Origin of the sequence: Agarivorans sp. Toyoura001, assembly GCF_005405585.1 — a bacterium.
Classification (GTDB): Bacteria; Pseudomonadota; Gammaproteobacteria; order Enterobacterales; family Celerinatantimonadaceae; genus Agarivorans.
Map to the genome: position 1 here is coordinate 167,589 of NZ_BJEQ01000002.1, position 22,159 is coordinate 189,747.

24 protein-coding genes are annotated in these 22,159 nt (G+C 44.6%); 9 read left to right on the plus strand and 15 right to left on the minus strand.

Features of this window, described 5'->3' with window-relative positions; genetic code table 11:
- Positions 1 to 24: 24 nt before the first annotated feature.
- Together FFR00_RS04045 and FFR00_RS04050 are read left to right on the plus strand one after the other, a co-directional pair.
- Positions 25 to 3,051 (plus strand): DUF1566 domain-containing protein, encoded by a 3,027-nt coding sequence (locus tag FFR00_RS04045; RefSeq protein ID WP_137672091.1) that lies wholly within the window; start codon positions 25 to 27, stop codon positions 3,049 to 3,051.
- Positions 3,038 to 3,619: a DUF1566 domain-containing protein gene (locus FFR00_RS04050; protein WP_137672092.1), complete on the plus strand. Its 582-nt coding sequence runs from the start codon at positions 3,038 to 3,040 to the stop codon at positions 3,617 to 3,619. Before FFR00_RS04045 ends, FFR00_RS04050 begins: the two co-directional genes overlap by 14 nt.
- A gap of 40 nt (positions 3,620 to 3,659) precedes the next feature.
- Here FFR00_RS04050 and nqrM read toward each other — a convergent pair whose 3' ends face one another.
- From nqrM to FFR00_RS04105, 11 genes are all read right to left on the minus strand, one after another.
- Entirely contained in the window at positions 3,660 to 3,896 is a 237-nt protein-coding gene (nqrM, locus tag FFR00_RS04055) for a (Na+)-NQR maturation NqrM (protein WP_137672093.1), read from the minus strand.
- A gap of 15 nt (positions 3,897 to 3,911) precedes the next feature.
- Positions 3,912 to 4,937 carry an FAD:protein FMN transferase gene (locus FFR00_RS04060; protein WP_137672094.1) on the minus strand — a complete coding sequence of 342 codons (1,026 nt, stop codon included), beginning with the start codon at positions 4,935 to 4,937 and terminating at the stop codon, positions 3,912 to 3,914.
- Positions 4,938 to 4,940: 3 nt separating this feature from the next.
- A complete protein-coding gene (gene nqrF, locus FFR00_RS04065) occupies positions 4,941 to 6,164 on the minus strand; it encodes an NADH:ubiquinone reductase (Na(+)-transporting) subunit F (RefSeq protein ID WP_137672095.1) in 1,224 nt (407 codons plus the stop codon).
- A 31-nt stretch (positions 6,165 to 6,195) separates the two neighbouring features.
- Positions 6,196 to 6,804, minus strand: coding sequence for an NADH:ubiquinone reductase (Na(+)-transporting) subunit E (nqrE, locus tag FFR00_RS04070; RefSeq protein ID WP_137672096.1), 609 nt, complete (start codon positions 6,802 to 6,804; stop codon positions 6,196 to 6,198).
- Between the two features lie 4 nt (positions 6,805 to 6,808).
- Positions 6,809 to 7,441, minus strand: coding sequence for an NADH:ubiquinone reductase (Na(+)-transporting) subunit D (locus tag FFR00_RS04075; protein ID WP_137672097.1), 633 nt, complete (start codon positions 7,439 to 7,441; stop codon positions 6,809 to 6,811).
- Complete coding sequence (locus tag FFR00_RS04080; protein ID WP_137672098.1) at positions 7,434 to 8,219, minus strand: Na(+)-translocating NADH-quinone reductase subunit C; 786 nt, start codon at positions 8,217 to 8,219, stop codon at positions 7,434 to 7,436. Before FFR00_RS04080 ends, FFR00_RS04075 begins: the two co-directional genes overlap by 8 nt.
- Positions 8,209 to 9,420: an NADH:ubiquinone reductase (Na(+)-transporting) subunit B gene (locus FFR00_RS04085; protein ID WP_137672099.1), complete on the minus strand. Its 1,212-nt coding sequence runs from the start codon at positions 9,418 to 9,420 to the stop codon at positions 8,209 to 8,211. The genes FFR00_RS04080 and FFR00_RS04085 overlap by 11 nt, the downstream gene beginning before the upstream one ends.
- Before the next feature lie 2 nt (positions 9,421 to 9,422).
- Entirely contained in the window at positions 9,423 to 10,763 is a 1,341-nt protein-coding gene (locus tag FFR00_RS04090; RefSeq protein WP_137672100.1) for a Na(+)-translocating NADH-quinone reductase subunit A, read from the minus strand.
- A gap of 298 nt (positions 10,764 to 11,061) precedes the next feature.
- Entirely contained in the window at positions 11,062 to 12,132 is a 1,071-nt protein-coding gene (locus FFR00_RS04095; RefSeq protein ID WP_137672101.1) for a TRAP transporter substrate-binding protein, read from the minus strand.
- 46 nt (positions 12,133 to 12,178) lie between these two features.
- A complete protein-coding gene (locus FFR00_RS04100; RefSeq protein WP_137672102.1) occupies positions 12,179 to 12,484 on the minus strand; it encodes a BolA family transcriptional regulator in 306 nt (101 codons plus the stop codon).
- Between the two features lie 20 nt (positions 12,485 to 12,504).
- Positions 12,505 to 13,092 carry an alpha-ketoglutarate-dependent dioxygenase AlkB gene (locus tag FFR00_RS04105; protein WP_201798689.1) on the minus strand — a complete coding sequence of 196 codons (588 nt, stop codon included), beginning with the start codon at positions 13,090 to 13,092 and terminating at the stop codon, positions 12,505 to 12,507.
- Between the two features lie 98 nt (positions 13,093 to 13,190).
- On the opposite strand from FFR00_RS04105, the gene FFR00_RS04110 reads away from it, so the two are divergent.
- From FFR00_RS04110 to FFR00_RS04125, 4 genes are read left to right on the plus strand one after another with little or no spacing between them, the layout of a single operon-like run.
- Positions 13,191 to 14,333, plus strand: coding sequence for a methyltransferase (locus FFR00_RS04110; protein ID WP_137672103.1), 1,143 nt, complete (start codon positions 13,191 to 13,193; stop codon positions 14,331 to 14,333).
- A 22-nt stretch (positions 14,334 to 14,355) separates the two neighbouring features.
- A complete protein-coding gene (locus FFR00_RS04115; RefSeq protein WP_161985086.1) occupies positions 14,356 to 14,937 on the plus strand; it encodes a YajG family lipoprotein in 582 nt (193 codons plus the stop codon).
- Complete coding sequence (locus FFR00_RS04120; protein WP_137672105.1) at positions 14,934 to 15,512, plus strand: peptidylprolyl isomerase; 579 nt, start codon at positions 14,934 to 14,936, stop codon at positions 15,510 to 15,512. Before FFR00_RS04115 ends, FFR00_RS04120 begins: the two co-directional genes overlap by 4 nt.
- 28 nt (positions 15,513 to 15,540) lie before the next feature.
- Complete coding sequence (locus FFR00_RS04125) at positions 15,541 to 16,902, plus strand: MFS transporter (RefSeq protein ID WP_137672106.1); 1,362 nt, start codon at positions 15,541 to 15,543, stop codon at positions 16,900 to 16,902.
- On the opposite strand, the gene FFR00_RS04130 is transcribed toward FFR00_RS04125, so the two are convergent.
- The 4 genes from FFR00_RS04130 to FFR00_RS04145 all read right to left on the minus strand — a co-directional run bounded on the left by FFR00_RS04130 (position 16,899) and on the right by FFR00_RS04145 (position 20,210).
- Positions 16,899 to 18,155 carry an RNA polymerase sigma factor gene (locus FFR00_RS04130; protein WP_137672107.1) on the minus strand — a complete coding sequence of 419 codons (1,257 nt, stop codon included), beginning with the start codon at positions 18,153 to 18,155 and terminating at the stop codon, positions 16,899 to 16,901. The genes FFR00_RS04125 and FFR00_RS04130 overlap by 4 nt on opposite strands.
- Positions 18,152 to 18,496 carry a YciI family protein gene (locus FFR00_RS04135; protein WP_137672108.1) on the minus strand — a complete coding sequence of 115 codons (345 nt, stop codon included), beginning with the start codon at positions 18,494 to 18,496 and terminating at the stop codon, positions 18,152 to 18,154. Before FFR00_RS04135 ends, FFR00_RS04130 begins: the two co-directional genes overlap by 4 nt.
- Positions 18,497 to 18,754: 258 nt before the next feature.
- The gene (locus FFR00_RS04140; protein WP_137672109.1) at positions 18,755 to 19,549 is read right to left on the minus strand and encodes a hypothetical protein; all 795 of its coding nucleotides are present in this window, start codon (positions 19,547 to 19,549) and stop codon (positions 18,755 to 18,757) included.
- A 178-nt stretch (positions 19,550 to 19,727) separates the two neighbouring features.
- Entirely contained in the window at positions 19,728 to 20,210 is a 483-nt protein-coding gene (locus FFR00_RS04145; RefSeq protein WP_137672110.1) for a YajQ family cyclic di-GMP-binding protein, read from the minus strand.
- Between the two features lie 147 nt (positions 20,211 to 20,357).
- Here FFR00_RS04145 and FFR00_RS04150 point away from each other — a divergent pair, with 147 nt between their 5' ends.
- From FFR00_RS04150 to FFR00_RS04160, 3 genes are read left to right on the plus strand one after another with little or no spacing between them, the layout of a single operon-like run.
- Positions 20,358 to 20,717: a hypothetical protein gene (locus FFR00_RS04150; RefSeq protein WP_137672111.1), complete on the plus strand. Its 360-nt coding sequence runs from the start codon at positions 20,358 to 20,360 to the stop codon at positions 20,715 to 20,717.
- Positions 20,699 to 21,604 carry a ketopantoate reductase family protein gene (locus FFR00_RS04155; RefSeq protein WP_137672112.1) on the plus strand — a complete coding sequence of 302 codons (906 nt, stop codon included), beginning with the start codon at positions 20,699 to 20,701 and terminating at the stop codon, positions 21,602 to 21,604. The genes FFR00_RS04150 and FFR00_RS04155 overlap by 19 nt, the downstream gene beginning before the upstream one ends.
- Positions 21,597 to 22,157 (plus strand): DJ-1 family glyoxalase III, encoded by a 561-nt coding sequence (locus FFR00_RS04160; protein WP_137672113.1) that lies wholly within the window; start codon positions 21,597 to 21,599, stop codon positions 22,155 to 22,157. The genes FFR00_RS04155 and FFR00_RS04160 overlap by 8 nt, the downstream gene beginning before the upstream one ends.
- The last annotated feature ends 2 nt before the right edge of the window (positions 22,158 to 22,159 follow it).

The window sequence follows — 22,159 nt, forward strand, 5'->3', positions numbered from 1 at the left end:
GGTATTAGCTAATAAGGAAGGTTGATGTTAAAAAAGAAAGTCTTCGGCGTGCTTGTTTTACTTTTTTCATCACTCTTATTAAGTGCCTGTGGTAGCGACGATTCGAACGCAAAAATTGCGGTAGATGCAGGCCAAAACCTAATGGTTAACGAAAACCAAGCGGTAGAAATTAGCGGAACCTTAAAAGATCCAGATATGCAGCTCTCAGAGGCCGTCTGGGAACAGCGTTCAGGCATAGCGGTTGATTTAATTAACTCAAATGGTTTGCTGTTAAGCTTTATTGCCCCTTCTGTTAACCAAACTGAAATACTACGTTTTGAATTCAGCGCTAGCACTGAAGCGGGCAAGGTATATTCCGACACTCTTGACGTTACGGTACTTAACTTCAACCAAGCGCCACAAATTATTTTGGCTGCATCACGCCAAGTTGCTGAGTTGCAAACTATAGCGCTACAAGCCCAAGTGAGTGATGCCGACAGCCAACTAATTAGCTATCAGTGGCGGCAAATACTGAGCGACAATCAAACTCCACTAAACACCACAGAGACCGATAAAGCAGATTTAAGTGTAGATATTCCCGCACTTAGTTCAGTGCAGAGCTATCAATTTGAACTGAGTGCTACGGATGAACAACAAGCCACTAGCAGCAAAGAAATCACTGTTAATGCTTACCCTGCATTACAAGGTAGGGCTGTAGATGACCCAATTAGCCAATCTACTGTTAGTTTAAAAGATTGGAATAGCGGTGCGCTAATAGCACAAACGCAAACTGATGAGTTGGGATACTTTGAGTTTTTGCTAGATACTGACAGTCGTGATTTTTTGGTTGAAATTGATGGCGGTCAGATAAACGGCGAAGCCTTTGTTGGCCGTATGAACAGCGCATGCGAGTTCAATGATCGCCGCCAATGTAACGTCACCCCCATATCTAGCTTAATACTTAGCTACGCTGCTAGAAACGACTTACAAGACCTTAGTCAACAGGGACAGTGGATCAGTGATATAGAAGCCTTAATGGGTAATATAAGCCCTGACCCATTCTTAAGTACCGACAACACTAATGTTGATGTAGAGAGTCTTCGCGCAGCAATAGGAAACCAAGGCGAAAACCTTCAAACATGGCTTTCACTAGTAATAGATTACCTCAATGAGCCCAATAATATGCAGCTCAAAGAACAAATTGAGCAGGGGTTTAACAACCTTAATTTCCCACCAAGCGTGGAAGCAGGAAGTGACCAAACCGTTAATGAACAAAGCACGGTAGTCGTTAGCGCTAGCGCCAGCGATAGCAATGGCCCTATTGCTAGCTACGTCTGGACGCAACTTAGTGGCACCGAGGTGACCCTGAACAACGCGAATAGCGCGATAGCCAGTTTCACCTCCCCTACTCTCTTGTTACCTGAGACCTTAGTGTTTCAAATAACGGTTACCGATAATAAAAGCGATAGCGCTACCGATACACTCTCAGTTAGCGTAAACCCAATAAACACTGGGCCAATAGTGACTACTGGTGCAGCTCAAAGTGTTAATGAGCAAACTAGCGTGATGTTAACCGTGAACGCTAGCGATGCCGATGGCAATATTGCTAGCTATACGTGGACACAGCTTAGTGGCACCAATGTAAGCCTGAGCGACGCAAACACCGCAATCGCTAGCTTTATCTCCCCCACTATAGTGACCTCAGAAAATTTGGTCTTTCAAGTACTCGTTACTGATAACGAAGGTGTGAGCCAAATTGGACTAACACAAGTCACCGTAAACCCGGTGAATACCGCCCCAACTGTTTCAGCGGGTAACGACCAAACTATTGATGAACAAAACAATGTATCGCTGAATGCAACAGCCAACGATACCGATGGCAGCATTGCCACTTATCAGTGGCAGCAAACCGCTGGAGTGACAGTTAGCCTACAAGATGCCAATACAGCAAATGCCAGCTTTATAGCCCCTGAAGTGAGCGGCGATAGCGTTGTACAACTTGAAGTAACCGTAACAGACAACGAAGGGATTAGCGCAAGTGACAACGTAAGTATTACCATTGCTAATAACTTCTCCCCCACGGCTGACATTATCGCTCCCGTTCTGGTAAGGGAAACAGAATTAGTCGTTTTAGACGGTAGCGGATCGAGTGACACTGAAACAGCAAGTTTGCAGTACCAATGGCAACAAACCGACAATAGCGGTATTAGCATTGCTTTTGCAGATAGTAGCCTTGAACAACTTCAATTTACTGCTCCAAATGTTACCACTTCGATAGTAGTAGCTATTTCCTTAACAGTCAGCGATGAAGGTGGCAAAACCGCGACTAACGAAGTAAGCATTGCGCTAACGCCAAGTAATACCAACTTAGCGCCAATTAACGATACTGGGATTAGTACCTGTGCAGATTATGCCTTCGGCGCCAGTGAGTCTCATCAAAATTCAGTTGATTGTAATCTGACCACCGATGCCGATGGTGACTCGGTCCCTCAAGATCAAGACGGTCACGTTGGTAGAGACATTAACGCCTCAAATAACGATGATGGAAAACTCGGCTTTAGCTTTATTAAATTAGATAGCCAAGGGCAAGCTCTAAATGCAGATGCTACCTCTTGGTCCTGTGTATTAGATACTGTGACTGAGCTAATATGGGAGGTCAAAACCACCGACAGTGGCTTACAAGACATTCACCATAACTATAGCTGGTTAGACAATAACAATAGCCAAAATGGCGGCGATAATGGTTCCGCTGATGCAGGTAGTTGCGTAGGTACATGTGATACCGAAAGTTATGTGAATAGCGTAAACGCCCTAAGTTTGTGTGGTTTAACTAACTGGCGAGTGCCGGCATATCCAGAGCTACAATCCTTAGTTGACTATAGCCAAACTAATTTCGCCATAGAAAACGATTACTTTCCAAACACAGATAACGATGGGTACTGGACATCAAGCACGCTATCCCAATTCAACAGTGCAGCATGGAGAGTGAATTTCAATTTAACTATTGATAGACTTCCATTTGCGCTTAAGTCTGAAACTTTACCTGTGAGGCTAGTTCATGACCTTCCTTAAACTGAAATTGAACACCGCGAATTCCGATACGCAATTATCAATAAATTACTCTCTTGGATGCTTAGTCATTGTTACCGCTTGTTTGTTAACACCTCTACCCGCTCTCAGTGCTAGCATTTGCTTGGCATCATCACCATTAACTACGCCAGATAGCCGCTTTGTTGATAACAACGACCAAACTATTTCAGACCAAGAAACCAATTTGATGTGGGCACGCTGTAGCGTAGGAAGAACTTGGGATGGCAGCACCTGCACTGGTGCAGCGCTAAGCCTAACCTGGAAACAAGCCGTTGAAGAGGGCCCCAACTCAACACTCGCTGGATACAACGATTGGCGCCTACCTAATGTAAAAGAACTCAGCCACCTAATAGAATACAGCTGTTATGACCCAGCGATTAACGAGAACATCTTTCCCTCTGCTTTAGGGGTTTCGATACCTTATTGGACAGCAACCCCTGATAGCCTTACTACAACCAAAGCTTGGTTTATCAAATTTATTAGTGGCGAAATAGACTTAGATAAAAAAGACGATGATTATGCAGTGCGCTTAGTAAGAGGCGGATTGTAAATCACAAGATATAAAAAAAGCGCCGTGAGGCGCTTTTTATTTAGATGATTCGATGTTCATCTAACATCGCTTGGCGAGCCTTTTTCTTTTGCTCTACCAAGGCCATTTTAGCTTTACGTTTATCGCAAGGTTCGGGGCAGTCGCAGACTTTCTCAATACCTAAAGCAGCAATACCACCACAGCTTCCGCTAATGGTTTTCTTTTGAAAAATGTAACCCACCGCCATAGCAGTGATAACCACTAAAAAGAATACAAAGGTCACTAAAAAATACGCCATTATGACTCCTAACTGCTATTGAACAACAAAGGGCACAAACGCCGAGCTGATATGCTCCACAAATTCATCCCCTTGTTTCTCGATAATATACACTGCTAACTGCTTATTTTCAGCAAAACGCATTGCCTGCTCAACCCCCATCACTGTAAACGCCGTAGCATAAGCATCGGCCATCATACTGGTAGGCGTAATCACACTCACCGATACAATATGGTTAGCGATAGGCATTCCGGTATTCGGATTAATAGTATGTGAATATCTGACCCCGTCTTGCTCAAAATAATTTCGGTAATCACCCGAGGTAGCCAAACCGTTGTCACCTGGCTCAATAATTTTTTGCACAGCGCGCTGCTCTGCCGAGGGTTTTTCAACCGCTATACGCCAGCCCGCACCTTTGTCGTTGTGGCCTTTTAGACGCAGTTCACCACCAATATCGACCATGTAGTTATGCAGCCCTTCGGCTTCCAGTAGATCGGCAACGCGGTCTACCCCATGGCCTTTAGCAATGGCTGATAAATCAACATATAGATCTGGCAAGTCTTTAGACAATTTACCACTGCTTAAGCTTAGATGCTGATAACCAATTTTTGCTTTAGTTAGCGCTAACTCTCGTTCAGTAGGTCGTTGCTCTGGTCGTCCCTCAGGACCAAAACCCCACAAATTAACTAATGGGCCAACAGTGACATCAAACGCGCCCTTAGAGTCTTCTGAGAGCTGTAATGAGGCCTCAAGAACCAATGCTAGATTATCAGAAATGCTGATTGCATTATTCGCGCTATGTTGATTAAACCGCGACAACTCCGAATCAGAGATATACGTAGACATCTCTTGATTCACTTGCTGCAGCACAGCGTCAATCTTGGTTTGTAATGCCTCACCATTTGGCAAGTTTGCTTTAGGCTCGGCCAATTTTATTTGGTAATAGGTACCCATAGTGCGCCCTTCAATTTGCAGAGTATACAAACTGTTTTGCTCACTACAGCCGCTAATAAAAAAGGCTAGTCCTACTAGGACTAGCCAATAATGCTTCACTAAACTCACTGTTTAGCCACCAAAATCATCAAGTAGAATGTTTTCGTCTTCCACACCTAAATCTTTAAGCATGTTAATAACGGCTGCATTCATTACTGGAGGACCACACATGTAGTATTCACAGTCTTCTGGTGCATCATGGTCACGTAGATAGTTTTCAAACAATACGTTATGAATGAATCCTGTTTTGCCGTCCCAATCATCACCAGGTTGTGGATCAGATAAGGCAACGTGCCACTCAAAGTTTTCATTTTCGCGCGCCAGCATATCAAAATCTTCTTCGTAGAAAATCTCTCGGCGTGAGCGTGCGCCATACCAGAAGCTAATTTTACGCTTCGAGCTTAAACGCTTAAGTTGATCGAAGATATGTGAACGCATTGGGGCCATACCAGCACCACCACCAATGAATACCATTTCTGATTCTGTCTCTTTAGCGAAGAACTCACCAAATGGACCAGAAATAGTGACCTTGTCACCCGCTTTTAGGTTAAAGATGTACGAAGACATCTTACCGCAAGGTAGGCTCATGTTATTTGGCGGAGGCGTAGCAATACGCACGTTCAACATAATGATGCCAGCTTCTTCAGGGTAGTTAGCCATTGAATAAGCACGAATGGTTTCATCGTCTACTTTTGACTCTAGGTTAAAGAAGCCAAAGTGTTCCCAGTCGCCACGGTATTGTTCTTCCACGTCAAAATCAGAGAATTTAACATGGTGAGCAGGCGCTTCAATTTGAATATAACCACCGGCACGAAACGGTACTGATTCGCCATCAGGAATTTGTAACTTAAGCTCTTTAATAAAGGTTGCTTTGTTATCGTTAGAGATAACTTCACAATCCCATTTTTTCACACCAAAGATTTCTTCTGGTAAAGAGATCTTCATGTCTTGCTTAACATTTACCTGACAAGCTAAACGTAGGCCAGTGGCCGCGTCGCGCTTGCTGATATGATCTAATTCAGTAGGAAGAATATCGCCGCCACCTTCGTGAATGTGCACATGACACTGACCACAAGAGCCACCGCCACCACATGCAGAAGAAACGAAGATACCCGAATTACCTAGTACGCCCAGCAACTTGCTACCCGCTTGGGTAGTAATCGCCTTTGCAGGATCATCATTAATTAAAATTTGAATGTCACCAGAACTTACCAGCTTAGACTTAGCAAACAAAATGATTGTTACTAAAGCCAAGACGAGCAAGGTAAACATGGTTACGCCGAGAATAATTTCCATCGACTAATTTTCCTTGTAGTTATTGGCCGTCTTAAAGCTGAACGCCAGAGAACGACATAAACGCCATCGCCATTAAACCCACAGTGATAAAGGTAATACCTAAACCACGTAAGCCGTCTGGCACGTCTGAATACTTCATTTTTTCACGAATACCGGCTAGTGCCACAATGGCTAACATCCAACCAATACCACTACCTACACCGTAAACCAAAGACTCACCAAGGTTGTACTCACGTTGCACCATAAACGATACACCACCAAAGATGGCACAGTTAACGGTAATCAACGGTAGGAAGATACCCAAGGCTTGGTACAAGGCAGGGAAGTATTTGTCTAATACCATTTCTAGTATTTGAACTAAGGCTGCAATAACACCAATAAAGGTAATGAAACCTAAAAAGCTTAAATCAGCGTTAGGTAAACCCGCCCAGTCTAATGCGCCTGGAGCCAGTAAGTTGAAGTAAATAAGTTGGTTAACAGGCACTGAAATACCTAACACCACAATTACCGCAACACCTAAGCCGAATGCAGTTTTAACTTTCTTAGAAACCGCTAGGAAGGTACACATACCTAGCAAGAAAGCCAAAGCCATATTTTCAATGAAAATAGAGCGAACTAAGAGACTAATATAATGTTCCACTCGATTACTCCTTCGGCTCTACTTGCGCTGGGTATGCGGTACGCAATGCCCAAATCAACAAGCCAATGATGAAGAATGCTGAGGCAGGCAATAACAATAGACCGTTTGGTTGATACCAACCGCCATTGTTAATCAGCGGCATAATCTCGATACCAAATAGAGAGCCAGAACCAAATAGTTCACGAACTGCACCTACCGACATTAAAATTGCACCGTAGCCCAAGCCGTTACCGATACCGTCTAAAAACGATTTGAACGGTGGCTCTTTCATCGCGAAGGCTTCTGCGCGGCCCATTACAATACAGTTGGTAATAATCAAACCAACAAATACCGAGAGCTGCTTAGAAATGTCGTACACCACCGCTTTTAACACTTGGTCTACCACAATCACTAGTGAAGCAATAATCGCCATTTGAACGATGATTCGCACACTACTAGGAATGTGGTTACGAATCATAGAAATAAACAAGTTAGAGAATGCCGTAACAACAATTACTGCAAGGGTCATTACAAATGCAGTTTCTAACTTACTGGTTACCGCTAGCGCAGAACATACACCCAGTACCTGCAAGGCAATAGGGTTATTCGCAAAAACCGGTCCAAATAGAACCTTTTTGGTTTCCTTAGCATCAGCCATTGTTTAGGTCTCCCTGTTGCAACTTGGCAAGGAACTTACCGAAGCCTTTATCACTTAACCAAAACTTGAAGGTGTTATCTACGCCATTACTGGTTAAGGTCGCACCTGATAAACCGTCTACCTCAGAAGGTGAATCTGCAGGAGCAATACCTTTGATAACAGAGATTGCGGTATCGCCATTGTCATCAAACAGTTTCTTACCAACAAACTTAGCCTGCCACAATGGGTTAGCAACTTCTCCACCTAGACCAGGTGTTTCACCTTGGTCGTAGTAAACAATCGCATCAACGGTATTACCATCTGGTTGAATCGCCAAAAATGCGTACATGGTTGACCAAAGGCCGCGGCCATGAACTGGCAAGATAACCCGTGAAATATCGCCTTGGTCATTCTTAACCAAGTAAACACTGGCTAGATTAGAGCGACGTACAATGCCGGCAATATCTTCATCACCTGATAAGCGAATACTGGTTTCAGGATCTTTTGCAGATTTACGCTGTTCAAAGGTTTGCGGGTTAACTTGGTCTTCGGCAACAAACTCACCGGTGGCCAAATCAATCACACGAGGCTCAATCGCCTCAGCATAAACATCCGCCACCTTGCGCCCTGCTAGCTCAATGCCAGACACCGCTAAAATGTTCTTTTGTTTATCTTCAACTGCATTCTGCTGTTGCATGCCACGCAAGCCAACGGCTGCGAGTGATACCACAATTGAACACACTAAACTTACGCCAACAACAACCTGTATGGTTTTGGCTAAGGAATCATTACTGGCCATCGCGAGCAAGCCTCCGTTTGATATTGGCTTGAACTACAAAGTAGTCAAAAATTGGCGCAAACAAATTAGCAAACAAAATGGCCAACATCATGCCTTCAGGGAATGCTGGGTTAACTACACGAATTAACACCACCATCAAACCAATTAAACCGCCGTACCACCACTTACCTTTATTGGTAAATGACGCAGATACTGGGTCAGTAGCCATAAAGAACATACCTAGCGCAAAGCCACCTAATACAAGGTGCCAATGAGGCGGTAATTGGAACATCATGTTGCTATCTGAACCTACTGCGTTCAACAGTAAGCTGGTTGCGACCATGCCTACCATTACACCAGCTACAATGCGCCAAGACGCGATACGGGTAAAGATAAGGAACAAACCGCCTAGCGCTAGCAAGAAGGTTGAGGTTTCACCGCTAGATCCTTGGATGAATCCAAAGAATGCATCGCTCCAAGTAATACCTTGAGCCACTAGACCTTGCATGCCTTCTGCGGCTACTACACTTAGCGCTGTAGCACCAGAGTAACCGTCTACCGCTGTCCATACAGCATCACCTGAGATAGCCGTTGGGTAAGCAAAGAATAAAAATGCACGGCCAGCTAGTGCTGGGTTTAAGAAGTTTTTACCGGTTCCGCCAAATACTTCTTTCGCGACAACCACACCAAAGGTAATACCTAGTGCAACTTGCCATAAAGGCATAGTGGCGGGCAGAGTGAGCGCAAACAAGATAGAAGTAACAAAGAAACCTTCGTTAACTTCATGGCCACGAACCGAGGCGAACAATACTTCCCAAAATCCACCCACAGCAAATGCCGTTAGGTAAATAGGTAGGAAGAAAATCGCGCCGTAAATCATTGACGATATCCAGCCAGCGTCAGCCCCTGTAGGAACCCCTAACATCGCTATCAAAGCACCATGCCAATCGTTTGGTACTGCGTAACCAGCGATAATTGCGTCGTTTGCTTGAATACCCGCATTGTACATACCAAAGAACATGGCAGGCATTAAGGCAACCCAAACAAAAATCATGATGCGCTTTAAATCAATCGCATCACGTACGTGGGTGTTTTTCTTCGTCACTAAACCAGGAGAGTACAAGAAAGTAGCCGTGGCTTCGTAAAGCGCAAACCATTTCTCGTGTTTGCCACCCGGCATGAACTGAGGTTCAATTTTTTCAATATATTGCTTAAGACTCATGCTTAACCTTCCTTCTCAATCTTGGTCAAACAATCACGAAGTACGCTGCCGTACTCGTATTTGCCTGGACAGACAAAGGTACATAGCGCTAAATCTTCTTCATCTAGCTCTAAACAGCCTAGTTGTTGAGCACTGTCGGTATCGTTTGACAATAAGTCACGAAGCAATAATGTAGGAAGAATATCCAAAGGCATTACTCGTTCATACTGACCAATTGGCACCATCGCCCGTGAACTACCACCGGTAGTGGTGGTTAACGAGAACAACTTGCTCTTGTTTAAACCCGATACAAACAATCTCGCTAATGAGAACTTGTTCGTGCCTGGAACAGCCCAACCCATAAATTCTTTTTCGTAGCCTTCTTCAAGCGCCACGACTTGCTGATGGTAACGGCCAATAAATGCGTGCGGACCCGAAGCATGGTTGCCCATTAATACGGTACCGGAAATAACGCGGTGCTCGCCATCTACCAATTCACCATCTATCAATTGATCAACATCAGCACCTAACTCAGTGCGAATTAAGCGTGGCTCTTTTACAACGGGTCCAGCTAAAGACACTACACGTTGGTTGTAAATTTTACCGCTTGCAATTAAGTGGCCCAAGGCGATGACTTCTTGGTAAGCAATCGACCATACCGTGCGCTGAGCACTGGCAGGTTTTAAGCTATGAATGTGTGTTCCAGCTAAGCCGGCAGGGTGAGGCCCAGCAAACACATGCTCTTGTACACGAGCCGCATCTGATTGAGGTAAGCTTTCGCTTCCCTTACATACAAATACTTCACCAGAAGTTAATCGAGACAAAACACGTAAGCCTGTTAAATAAGCACTTTGGTCTTGGTCAATAACCACTTTAGGGTCGGCAGCGAGAGGGTTAGTGTCGATGGCGGTAACAAAGATAGCAGAAGGTTCTGAGTCTACTGCGGGTACTTTGCTATATGGACGCGTTCTAAAACCAGCCCATTGGCCAGATTTTACTAACTTGTCAACAATCGTTGCGCGTTCTGCGCTATCGATTTCGGCATCGCTGAGAGCACCAAAATCGATGCTATCGCCTGCTTGTTTTTCAATAACAACAGACTGCAACACACGTTGGGCGCCACGGTTAACTTCTTGAACAACGCCAGCACACGGTGCAGTAAATACAACGCCGGGGTTCTTTTTGTCTTCGAACAACGTCTGACCTTGGCTTACCACATCACCCACTCGAACTTTCATTGTAGGGCGCATGCCTACATAATCTTCTCCGAGTACAGCAACTCTGGTAACAATAGACGCGTCTACTATTTGCTGTTTGGGACCGCCTTTAATAGGCAGATCCAATCCTTTTTTTATTGTAATCATACTCTCTTACACATGTGTTGGGTTGGAAGACGAGCGATGATTTCCATGTAACTTTAGTACTCCAAATGAGGTAGTTAAGCTAACAAGTCTTAGACATTTAACTAACAAGCCACAGAAATCGCGAGTATTCTAGCACCAATTAATCCTATTTCTCCAAAGAAAAAGGCCAAAAATCTAACCTATTCGACTTAAGTGTTAGCGGTTTGTTAACAAACTTGTAAAACAAGTCAAGCAAGCACCAAGCAAAGCTCAAATTGCTGACAAATCACCCAATTCTGAAAAATCGAGTATTTATAGCTTATTCTAAGGTTGTAGGATCCAATTCCACTTGATTGTACTTAAGCACCCCAAATTGGAATCGTTGATAACTATTGAGAACCTTTTCAAAAAAACGATCCTGCTGAGCTAACTGTTGGATCACCTCAACGCTGTAGTCTTTTAATAAAGCGAGCACGTCATCGGGAAAAGCAACAACTTCCACTCCGTGCTCGTTGGCCAGCACATTTAATGCTTCTATATTGTAGACCACATATTCATTGAGGGTTTCTTGATTAACCACTTTCGTGGCGTTTTCAATTATTCTCTGTAAATCAACAGGCAAGGCGGCAAAAGCGTCTTGATTAACCACAAACTCTAAGGTGGTACTTGGCTCATGCCAACCAGGGTAATAATAATATTTAGCCACTTTATGAAAACCAAATGCCAAGTCGTTATAAGGCCCAACCCATTCAACGGCATCCAGCTCACCAGATTGTAGAGCGGTATACAATTCTCCTGCGGGAAGATTGGTGGGCAAGCCCCCCGCTAATTCAAGTACTTTCCCGCCTAAACCAGGGATGCGCATTTTAAGTTGCTTAAAATCGTTAATCGAAGAGACTTTTTTGTTATACCAGCCGCCCATTTGTGCGTCGGTATTACCACCAGGAAAGGGAATTAAGTTATGCGGGGCATAAAGCTCCTGCCAAAGCGCTAAGCCACCACCTAAATACAACCAAGCATTAAGTTCTTTAGCGCTCATACCAAAAGGCACTGAACTAAAAAATACCGCTGCTGGCAACTCATTCTGCCAATAATAGGCCGCGCTATGGCCCATTTCAGCATCCCCCGCAGACACAACCTTAAATACATCCAGTGCTGGGTATAACTCTCCGGCACCATATACTTTGATGTCTAAGCGGCCATTGCTCATGGCTTTTACTTCTTCAGCGAAGCGGTCGGGAGCAGAACCTAAACCGGGTAAATGCTTAGGCCAAGAGGTGATTAAGGTCCAACTGTACTCGGCTTTTTGCTGCTGAGGATCAGCTCCCTGCTGATCAATACAGCCAACTAACAGCCAAGTTAGCACAACCACTTTTATTACTATCCGCATTAAACATTCCTTATTTGATGCAGCAATGAGGTCAATCTACTAAGTCCTAGCTTCCGCCGCGGCACTTTGGAGAGGCTGGAGCATTTTGCTGTTCAGCCCATTGGCTTGGCGTATAAGTGTGCATAGCCAAGGCATGAATATCGTTTTGTAATTCATTTGCTAACAACTGGTTTACCGCTCGATGGCGTTGCAATAAGCGTTTACCTTCAAACTCGGTGCTAACAATAGTGACTTTAAAATGGCTCTCTGAACCTGCAGGCACGTTATGCATATTGCTTTCGTTTACCACCTCTAAGTAGCTAGGAGAAAAGTGTTGCTGCAATTTGTCGGTAATCAGTGTTTCAACGCGCATTAATAGTCCCTGTATTTGGTTTAACTCAAAGGCATTGTATATCGAAACGTTAAATTGATCCTTGGCTGTTTCACTCTTAGTGCTTTGGGCAAGCTATGTTGCCATTGCTGCTGGCATAAACCATTCATAATGAGTAAATCACCACTTTCTAAAAGGTACTCATGTTTATGGTTCTCAACTTTATTACGGAACAAAAACCGTCTTGGCTCACCCAAGCTTAGTGACGCAATAACCGGGCGTTCGCCTAACTGCTTTTCATTATCACTATGCCAGCCCATATAATCATGGCCGTCTCGATAATAGTTAAGCAAAACACTATTAAACTGTTGCTGGCATTTGTGCTGCACCGCCAACTTTATAGGCATTAAAAAGCTTGGCCAAGGAGTAGGTGCTCGCCACTCTCCAGAGTAACGATAGGCTGTATTGGCGTCGCCAATCCACAGAGACAAACGGGGTTCGAGGCAGGTTTTGCCAAATATTTTAATCTGGTGCTGCTGCCAAGGGAGCTTATGCAGCATGTGTTGGTATGCTAAGGCGCAGGCCTCAGAGTTTAACCATTGCCGATGATGGACAATTTCTTTGATGGCGATATCTTCTGCGAACAGCACTTATTACAACCTACATCCATAAGGGTGTTGCTTTAGTTTAGCCCTCAACTTAGTTACACTGCAGCCACTATTCAAGGCCTGCACGTTACAAATCCAATATGAGTCAAGATTTGCAAATAAACTCGCTCAGTTTGAGCTTATCACGTTACCCCAAAGACGCGGCTAGCGACTTGCGAGCATGGAATGCAGCCGACGAACTTCTGATTGAATTCGCCGCTGAGCTTTCAACTATTCCACAACATATCTTAATCATTAATGATGAATTTGGTGCTCTAGCGTGTGCCTTACTGGCTAATCCCAACTTTGCCAATAGCCATATTAGTTGGTTAAGTGACTCATTCATTGCGCAACAAGCACTCGCACAAAACCTACAGGTAAACGCGCTAGATGCAAGCCAGTGTTTAACCCTGCTCTCTAGCACAGACACCATGCCAAAGGCTGAACTGGTACTAATGCGTTTACCCAAAAGCCTAAATTACTTAGAGCACCAGCTCATTGGCTTACAACAAAGCTTGAGTAACGATTCGCAGTTGGCATGTGGTGCGATGGTAAAAGGTTTGCCTAAATCGGTATTTGGCTTATTTGAGAAGCACATTGGCAGTGTGACGACCTCACTGGCCAAAAAGAAAGCCCGTTTGTTATTTGGCCATTATGCAGGGGGAAAGTCTGCAGCGCTTTACCCTAAAGCTTGGAACATTGCTGAATACAAATGGCAGTTAAATGATCACGCCAATGTATTTTGCTTTGGGAAATTCGATATCGGCACGCGCTTTCTATTAGAACACTTCCCCCAAGGTGAATTTGAATCGGTAATTGATTTGGGCTGCGGCAATGGTTTATTGGGTTTACATGCTTTAAGCCTATACCCCAATGCCCGAGTTAGCTTTTGTGATGAATCAGCAATGGCGCTGGCTTCTGCCAAAAACAATGTGGCGCTAAACCAACCAGAACACCTGACTCGCTGTAGCTTTAATCACGATAATGCACTGCAGCATCAAGCTGATGAAAGCGCTGATTTAGTATTATGTAACCCGCCCTTTCATCAACAAAACACCATTTCTAGCCACATTGCTCAACAAATGTTCAAAGACGCCAAGCGCTGTTTACGGGCTGGCGGCAAGCTAATTGTGGTGGCAAATAGACACTTAGGCTATCACCCACTATTAAAATCTTACTTTGGTGGTTATAAGTTACTGGCGAGCAATAACAAATTTGTTATTCTGAGCAGCACTAAGCGTTAATCAACCCATTAAGGTGAACAACTTGAAAAGCCCGTTTTTGTTGCCCGCCCTGCTGTTAGGCGGTGTATTAGGCCTTAGCGCCTGTAGCAGCCAGCCTCAGCAAGTACAGTTACAACCCACGGTAAATCTCGATTCGGTCGCTCAACATTCGATCATAGCGGCAATAAAATCGCAGGATCTACGCAGCAACCGCTTTTTAATCAGCATTCATCAAGACGGTGAAGAGCAGGCTCAGTTAATTGCCAGCGGCAGCAACTTACGCCAAAGCATTGAGCAACAACTATCAGCCTCTTGGCAGCAGCAAGGTGTGGGTTTTGTACCCGATTCGCCAAACTTAATTACCATTGAGCTACTTGAGCTTGCCAGTAAGGTCGAAGAAAGCAGTGTAAAACACACCGCTACTTCGACTATGCGAATTAAAGTCACGGTAGACACGCCGCATAAAACCTTAGCTAAACAATTTCGCTCAACCCACACCAACGAGGGGGCGTTTTCGGTCAATGTAAATAAACAAGCCGACGCCATGAGCCAACAACTTTCAGAATTATTGACACAAATCGCCAGCGACCCGCAACTTATTGAAGTATTGGAGTATCAACTATGACCTTGGGAATTTTTCGCACTAGCCTTTTTGCTTTAGCCTTTGCCGTACTTAGCCTACCCGCTGCAGCACAAACCTTAAAGTTCATCACCAATCAAGGTGAGTTTGAGATGGAACTTAAGCCAGAAGCCGCCCCCAAAACCGTCACTAACTTTATGCGTTACGTAGAAGACGGCAGCTATAAAGGCACCTTATTTCACCGCACTATTCCTGGCTTTATGGCACAGGCAGGTGGTTTCTCAATCAACTATGAAAAAGTAGACAGCTACCGTCCTGTTGAAAACGAATCTAAAACGGGTCTTAGCAATAAACGCGGCACAGTAGCAATGGCTCGAACCAACGACCCACACAGCGCCAGTCGCCAGTTTTTCATTAACGTTATCGACAATGCCTACCTAGACGGCAGCCCAAACAAGTTTGGTTACACGGTGTTTGCCGAAATCACTTCAGGCATGGACGTGGTAGATAGCATTGTAAACAAGCCGACTAAAACCGGCCCTATTCCTGGCATGCGCAATGTGCCAGTAGAAAAAGTGATTATTGAAGATGTAATCGTGGTTGGCGAAGAACAACCTTAAGTAAGCCTTAACCTCAACCGAGCATTAGATGAATTCATCGCTAAATTGGTCACAAACCTTACGCTCTTACTTAGATAAGAGGTTGCTTTGGGTATTTATGCTCGGTTGCGCCAGCGGATTTCCGTGGGTGCTTATTGGTTCAAACATGTCGGGCTGGCTAACCGATGCCGGCCTTTCTCGCTCAGCGATTGGTTTTTTTGGCTCTGTATTTACCGTTTATGCCATTAACTTTTTATGGGCACCTTTGGTTGATAGGGTCAAACTGCCTATCTTGCATAACTGGCTAGGTCAGCGTCGCAGTTGGATTTTTCTCTGCCAAAGTATTGTATTGCTATGTACCTTTGGCATCGCTCAATTTGATCCCGCGAAAAGCCTAATGTTCACCTCTATGTTAGCGCTGTGTATTGCCACTGCGTCATCTACCCAAGATATCGCCATTGATGCTTACCGCATCGACAGTTTTTCTAGCAGTGACTCACATCGCTTACCGCAAGCCTCGGCCATGGCGGTGATTGGTTGGTGGACTGGTTATTCACTGCCTGGCTACTTAGCCTTTGTAAACGCAGACCAAATTGGTTGGAACGGCGTATACCTTGGCATGTGCTTTATTGTTGCTTTGTTAATGTTATTTACGGTGTTAGTAAAAGAGCCCACTACTAACCGTGATGCCCTGCAACAACAAGCTGAACTGCGCCACGCCAAATACCTAGGCACAAAATCCCCCTTGGTAGCGTGGCTTACCGTTACCGTAGCCGAACCCTTCTTAGACTTTTTCCGCCGAAATGGCGTAAGAGTAGCGATCACTCTGCTGCTATTTGTATTTCTATTTAAGATTGGCGAAGCCTTTTTAGGCCGCATGTCGATTACTTTTTACCGCGAAGTAGGTTTTAGTAACGACCAAATTGGCCATTACTCAAAACTAATTGGCTGGGGTGCAACGGTGGTATTTACCCTAGTCGGCAGTGCCTTTAATGTCCGTTTTGGCATTATTAGAGGGTTGATTTTAGGCGGTATAGCCATGTCGGCCAGTAACTTAATGTTCGCTTGGATAGCATCGGTAGGGCCAGACGAACAGCTGTTTCTAGCCACCATCATCGTAGACAACTTTACCAGTGCCTTTGCTACCGTAGCTTTTGTATCGTTCTTAACGGTGTTAACTGGGCAAGCCTTTTCGGCCACTCAGTATGCCTTGCTAGCAAGCTTAGGAAATTTAGGCCGCACCACCCTCGCCTCATTTAGCGGCAGCTTAGCCGACTTCCTTGATTCGTGGCCGCTGTTCTTTATTTTAACCGCGGTGATGGTGATCCCAAGCTTACTAATGCTAATAAGCTTACGCGGCTATTTCACAAAAATACTGCAGCACAACCAAAACAGTAAAAACAACACTTAGTCACCGTTAGTGTTATAGGCAGACAAGCGTTTCAGCAACAGTTGTTTAGTGTTTTCGGTGGGAGCTTGCGCCAAGGCTAACTCCGCGTTGTTAGTCGCTTGGCCTATTTCGCCGCAGCGATATTGTAAGTCTGCCAATACAGCAAACCAGTGATAGGAACGCTCTAACCACACGGGGAAATTGGCCGCATTAAGTACCCGTAAACCTTCGGCGGCGCCTTGCCACTCAGCTATAGCTATCGCTCGATTAAGAATATGAAAGGGTGAAGGGGCTATTTGCTCAAGCAACTGATAGCCCTGCACTACTTTTTGCCAATCAGTTTGCTGGTAACTCGGCGCTAAACAATGTTCAGCTGCAATCCCCGCCTCCACATGATACCGAGACAAACTCTCACCACTCGCAGAACGTTGCAAGTAAGCTAGCCCTTGGCGGATTATTTGTTGGTCCCACAGCGTGCGATTTTGCTCTTGCAATAACACCAAGCCTTGAGCGTTTTGCCTAGCCTGAATCCGCGAAAAGTTAAGTAGCATTAACGCCAATAACGCGTCAGTTTCAGGGCTGCCACCGATTGTACTTTTCGCTAGGGCTTGGCCTAAGCGAATCGCTTCTTCGCATAAATCATGGCGAATGGCTAAATCCTTATGTGATGACAAATACCCCTCAGTAAACATCAAATAAATCACCCGGTGCACAGCAGATAAACGGCTCGCCATGGTAGAAACGTCAACCCCATCAAGCTCTATTTTCTGAGCCTGTAAGTAGTGCTTGGCGCGGCTATAGCGTTTATAGGTATTTGCCTCACTAATAAACAAGCGGTAGGCAATTTCTTCAATGCTAAAACCACACAAGCTTTTTAAAGTGAAGACCAACTGCGATTCAAGCGCTAAATCTTCATCACAGCTGATAAACAACATCCGCAGCAACGCGTCATTTAACTCTCCACTTAAGGGCATGTCTTCGGGAGGGGTTGATGCATGATCTAGCTGCTCATGTAAGCGAGTTAGTTTTTGTAGCTTAAGTTGATTGCCTCGAATCTCAGACAGTGCATGCCGATAGGCCACCTGATATAACCAAGCCGAAGGCGTAGTTGGAGGCTTGGTTTTTGGCCAGTGTTCCAAGGCTTGCGCCATCGCCCATTGCACCGCATCGTTAGCCATATCTAGATGCTGCATACCTAATCGTCGCACTAATAACGCCACGAGCTGCCCATACTCGTGGCGAAATAGATGCTCTACATGAGCATCTATTTTCACAGTGAGTTTATTTCTCTAATTTCAATACTCACACTGCTGCTTTCCACCATTGGGCTGGCTTGTATTACCGCTATCGCGGCTTCTTTATTAGCCGCACTGATTAGCATATAGCCGCCAATAACTTCTTTAAGCTCAATAAAAGGACCGTCTTTTACACTGTCGTGACGCACTACCGCCCCTTCGCTACCTAGCTTGCTTCCCATATCAACAATATTATCGGCAAATTTAGTTTGCCAAGCTTGGTACTTGGCATACATCACTTCCATATCTGAAGGTGACGGCTTTTCACAACCCTCGGCATTGTCACTGCGCAGCAGACACATATATTGTTTATTGCTCATCGTTACTCTCCTTGATGCTAATTGAGCCAGTGGAACAAACTCCTCTGACAATACTATGACGCATCACTCAGACAAAGTTGGACACTTTAGTAAAAAAATTCAGATATAGGGAGTTGGCAGACTAAGATTTATCACAAAGCACATACGCGCAAAGTTGATGAGGGAGTGACAAGTGTTAGTCAATAACCTCCAAAAGAAGAAGCTCTTAACGACGGCAAACGCTAATTAGACCGCCAAGCCAAAAAACGTTAAGTTTTGCTAAATTTGAATATGGATATGGTCGTCGTGCCTTACAGATTTACAACCATGAAACCGAATTCTCGAGTCATCTAACTGTAAGCGCTCAACTAAATGCGGTTCAATAAATATCTTACTAATGGCGGTGTTCTTTAACAGGGTTTCAATTAGCTGCTTGTTGTACTGATTAGAAAAGCTAAGTTCGGGGTGGTGCTGACCCAAAGTGAGATACCGCGAATAGTTATATTGAAAATACCCATTCTCTCTGCAAAAGGCGCTGGTATTTGTTTCAATCAAACCCGGCCACTCAAACACTCCATAACCACTTACAGAAGGCGTAAAATGGCTCGGTTTGCCATATCCATCCTGATAAACATAGCTAAGGTCAATTTTCCTGCCGTCGTTATGGCTTAGGTGAGGCAGTAAAGGAAAACGATTTAAAAAAGGGAAATTGGCATCTAAAATGTTCAAGCTTAAAGCGGGTTGTTGTTGCTCCAAATTGCCGGCTATTTCAATTAGCGCTTTGTTTAGCTCTGGCACAACATAATTTCTGTTCAAGCCCACCGTTAACCACATATTTAGTGGCTTAACATTGGTTAAATGTACCACCGGTTCTCTGCCAAATAACGGTGCGACATAAGGCACAACAGCTACCGTAAGTAAGGCATACATCGCCAAATTGATAGCAAAGGCATAATAAAGCTTAGTGATTTTGCTAACACGACAAAGCAACATAGAAAGCAGATAAGAAACAGCCCCAACTTGCGTAACAATAGCTAAACCCAAACACACTAAAAGCCGCACAAAAAATTTCACGCTATCACTACCCTATTCACTTACTTTGGCTTCCTTCCAAGAAAATATACCTTAGCATCCAACGGCTTAACATTCATTGCACTAGCCACATAAATAGCCACTTAAGCAATACAATCCCCAATAAATACAAAAAGCCGCACAAGGCGGCTTTTAACAAAGAGCGAAACACACGTTAACTTTAGTCTCGAAAGTTCTCAAATTGAAACGGCTGGTCGAATTCACCACTGCGCACTAGCGCCATGGCTGCTTGTAAGTCGTCGCGCTTCTTGCCGGTAACACGTACTTGTTCACCTTGAATCGACGCTTGTACTTTAAGCTTGGCGTCTTTGATTTGCTTAACCACTTTTTTAGCGGTGGCTTGGTCAATACCATTTTTAAAATTGACCACTTGCGAGTGAGTTTTACCACTGCGAGTCACCAATGCTAAATCTATAGACTTGGCGTCTACCGAGCGTTTCACTAACGTGCCACGTAAAATATGCAGCATTTGGTTAAGTTGAAACTCAGCTTCAGCAGTCATTTTTACTGACTCATCTTTATACTCAAAACTGGCTTCTACACCACGAAAATCAAACCGTGTTTCAAGCTCACGAATCGCGTTGTCACAGGCGTGACGAACTTCGTTAGCATCAATCTCAGAAACAATGTCAAATGAAGGCATGTTTTCTATCCCCTTAAATTTGGCTTATGCGAAAATGCTTGCATTATACCTGTGCTATCCGAAAATGCATGCTTCGGAGTATCTGGACAATAGTAATCTTAGATAAGCCAAGACTGAACCATTTCTAACAAAGAGTAACAAGCAATAGTGAAACAACGCAGAGCATTTTTTCGCGGGCTGTTGTGGGCAAGCCTACTTGGTATTTTTGTATTAGCCCTATGGCCAATGCACATAGTTGGCCCGATAGCGCACTCCGATAAACTGCTGCACCTAGTGTGCTTCTTTGGTTTAGCCTGGCTGGCACAACTGGCCGACTATAGTTACCGAGAACTAGCCCTTGGTTTATTGGTTTTTGGTGGGTTCATCGAACTGTCGCAAGGATTAAGTAGCTCCCGGCAAGCTTCTTGGTTAGATTTATTGGCGGATATACTGGGCGTAGTAAGCTATTTAGCCTTAAGCCGACACTCAAGCATACAAAAGGTGAACCGATGTATCACTGCGCAATAGTTGGCGCTGGCGCTGTCGGCGGCTTACTGGCTGCACTGTTGAGCCAACACAGTAAAGTGTGTTTTGTTGACCCGCGTATCGCCAGAGAAAGCAGCCTAGCGCTTACTTTAACGCCTTTTTCTGCCGACAAAAGCACCCAGCTACGCTCTCGCTTGCCACTCTTCAATACCATACCTAGCTGCCGCTGGTTAATCATATGCGTAAAAGCTCATCAAGTGGCCAGCGCAGTGGCCGCTCTTACTATTCCTGCGGATTGTAAGGTTATCTTAATGGTGAATGGTTTAGGCGCGCATCAAGACCTAATTGATCAACTTAATCCCGAGCAGCTCTACTTAGCCAGTAATACCCATGGCGCATTAGTATTGAGTAAAAGCCAACAAGCCCTGCACATTAAGCATACCGGCTTAGGTAAAATTGATCTGGGTAGCTATTTAGGCAGCGCTGAACCTGATGAGCTATCGCTGCTGAACGAGGCCTTAGCTCCACTACACTGGCATAACAATATCTACCCAGCACTATGGTTAAAACTGGCCATTAACTGCTGCATAAATCCGCTTACTGCTATTCACAATTGTCCAAACGGAGATCTGTTAAATAGCCATTACCAACAAACTCTAGAAGCCCTATGCCAAGAGCTTAGCCTAGTAGCAGAGCGCGAGGGAATTACGCTCAGCGCAGAGTATTTACTTCAAACAGTGCGCTTAGTGGCACAAAACACCGCTGCTAACTATTCTTCAATGCATCAAGATATTCATCATCAACGAACTAGCGAGATTAACTACATAAATGCTTATGTGTTGCAACGCGCCAAACAGTTTCAGCTGCACTGCCCTTACAATGAAAAAATGTTAGAACAGATTAAAAAACTGGAGCAACAATATGACTAAAGTGATGGTAGCCATTGCACCCGGCAGTGAGGAAATTGAAGCCGTAACGATTATCGACGTATTACGCCGAGCCGATGTAACGGTGGATGTGGTAAGTGTTTGCCCTGCAGGTAGCCTAGAGATATGTGCATCTCGAGGAGTGAAGCTGCTTGCCGATCTACACCTTAATCAGATAGACGCCTCAGCTTACGATATGTTGGTATTGCCAGGAGGAGTGCCTGGTAGTGAGGTTTTCCGTGATTCGATTCACTTGATTGAGATACTGAAAAACCGCTCCAATACTCAATGGCTAGCGGCAATATGTGCTGCGCCAGCACTTGTGCTAGTACCTCACAACTTACTTGGGGAAGCTCAAGTAACCTGCCATCCCGGCTTTCAAAAAGATCTGCCTAAACAGCTATTATCCACACAGCGAGTGGTAGTCGATAAAACTCATCAATTGATTACTAGCCAAGGCCCAGGAACAGCCCTCGAATTTAGTTTGGCATTAGTCGCGCAATTAAAAGGGCAAGATTGCGCAAACGCAGTAGCGGCGCCAATGGTACTTGCTTAGAT

Coding starts and splice junctions, on each gene's coding strand:
- FFR00_RS04045 (WP_137672091.1), top strand. CDS start 25: ATGTTAAAAAAGAAAGTCTTCGGCGTGCTTGTTTTACTTTTTTCATCA.
- FFR00_RS04050 (WP_137672092.1), top strand. CDS start 3,038: ATGACCTTCCTTAAACTGAAATTGAACACCGCGAATTCCGATACGCAA.
- nqrM (WP_137672093.1), bottom strand. CDS start 3,896: ATGGCGTATTTTTTAGTGACCTTTGTATTCTTTTTAGTGGTTATCACT.
- nqrF (WP_137672095.1), bottom strand. CDS start 6,164: ATGGAAATTATTCTCGGCGTAACCATGTTTACCTTGCTCGTCTTGGCT.
- FFR00_RS04075 (WP_137672097.1), bottom strand. CDS start 7,441: ATGGCTGATGCTAAGGAAACCAAAAAGGTTCTATTTGGACCGGTTTTT.
- FFR00_RS04080 (WP_137672098.1), bottom strand. CDS start 8,219: ATGGCCAGTAATGATTCCTTAGCCAAAACCATACAGGTTGTTGTTGGC.
- FFR00_RS04085 (WP_137672099.1), bottom strand. CDS start 9,420: ATGAGTCTTAAGCAATATATTGAAAAAATTGAACCTCAGTTCATGCCG.
- FFR00_RS04090 (WP_137672100.1), bottom strand. CDS start 10,763: ATGATTACAATAAAAAAAGGATTGGATCTGCCTATTAAAGGCGGTCCC.
- FFR00_RS04095 (WP_137672101.1), bottom strand. CDS start 12,132: ATGCGGATAGTAATAAAAGTGGTTGTGCTAACTTGGCTGTTAGTTGGC.
- FFR00_RS04100 (WP_137672102.1), bottom strand. CDS start 12,484: ATGCGCGTTGAAACACTGATTACCGACAAATTGCAGCAACACTTTTCT.
- FFR00_RS04110 (WP_137672103.1), top strand. CDS start 13,191: ATGAGTCAAGATTTGCAAATAAACTCGCTCAGTTTGAGCTTATCACGT.
- FFR00_RS04120 (WP_137672105.1), top strand. CDS start 14,934: ATGACCTTGGGAATTTTTCGCACTAGCCTTTTTGCTTTAGCCTTTGCC.
- FFR00_RS04125 (WP_137672106.1), top strand. CDS start 15,541: ATGAATTCATCGCTAAATTGGTCACAAACCTTACGCTCTTACTTAGAT.
- FFR00_RS04135 (WP_137672108.1), bottom strand. CDS start 18,496: ATGAGCAATAAACAATATATGTGTCTGCTGCGCAGTGACAATGCCGAG.
- FFR00_RS04145 (WP_137672110.1), bottom strand. CDS start 20,210: ATGCCTTCATTTGACATTGTTTCTGAGATTGATGCTAACGAAGTTCGT.
- FFR00_RS04155 (WP_137672112.1), top strand. CDS start 20,699: ATGTATCACTGCGCAATAGTTGGCGCTGGCGCTGTCGGCGGCTTACTG.
- FFR00_RS04160 (WP_137672113.1), top strand. CDS start 21,597: ATGACTAAAGTGATGGTAGCCATTGCACCCGGCAGTGAGGAAATTGAA.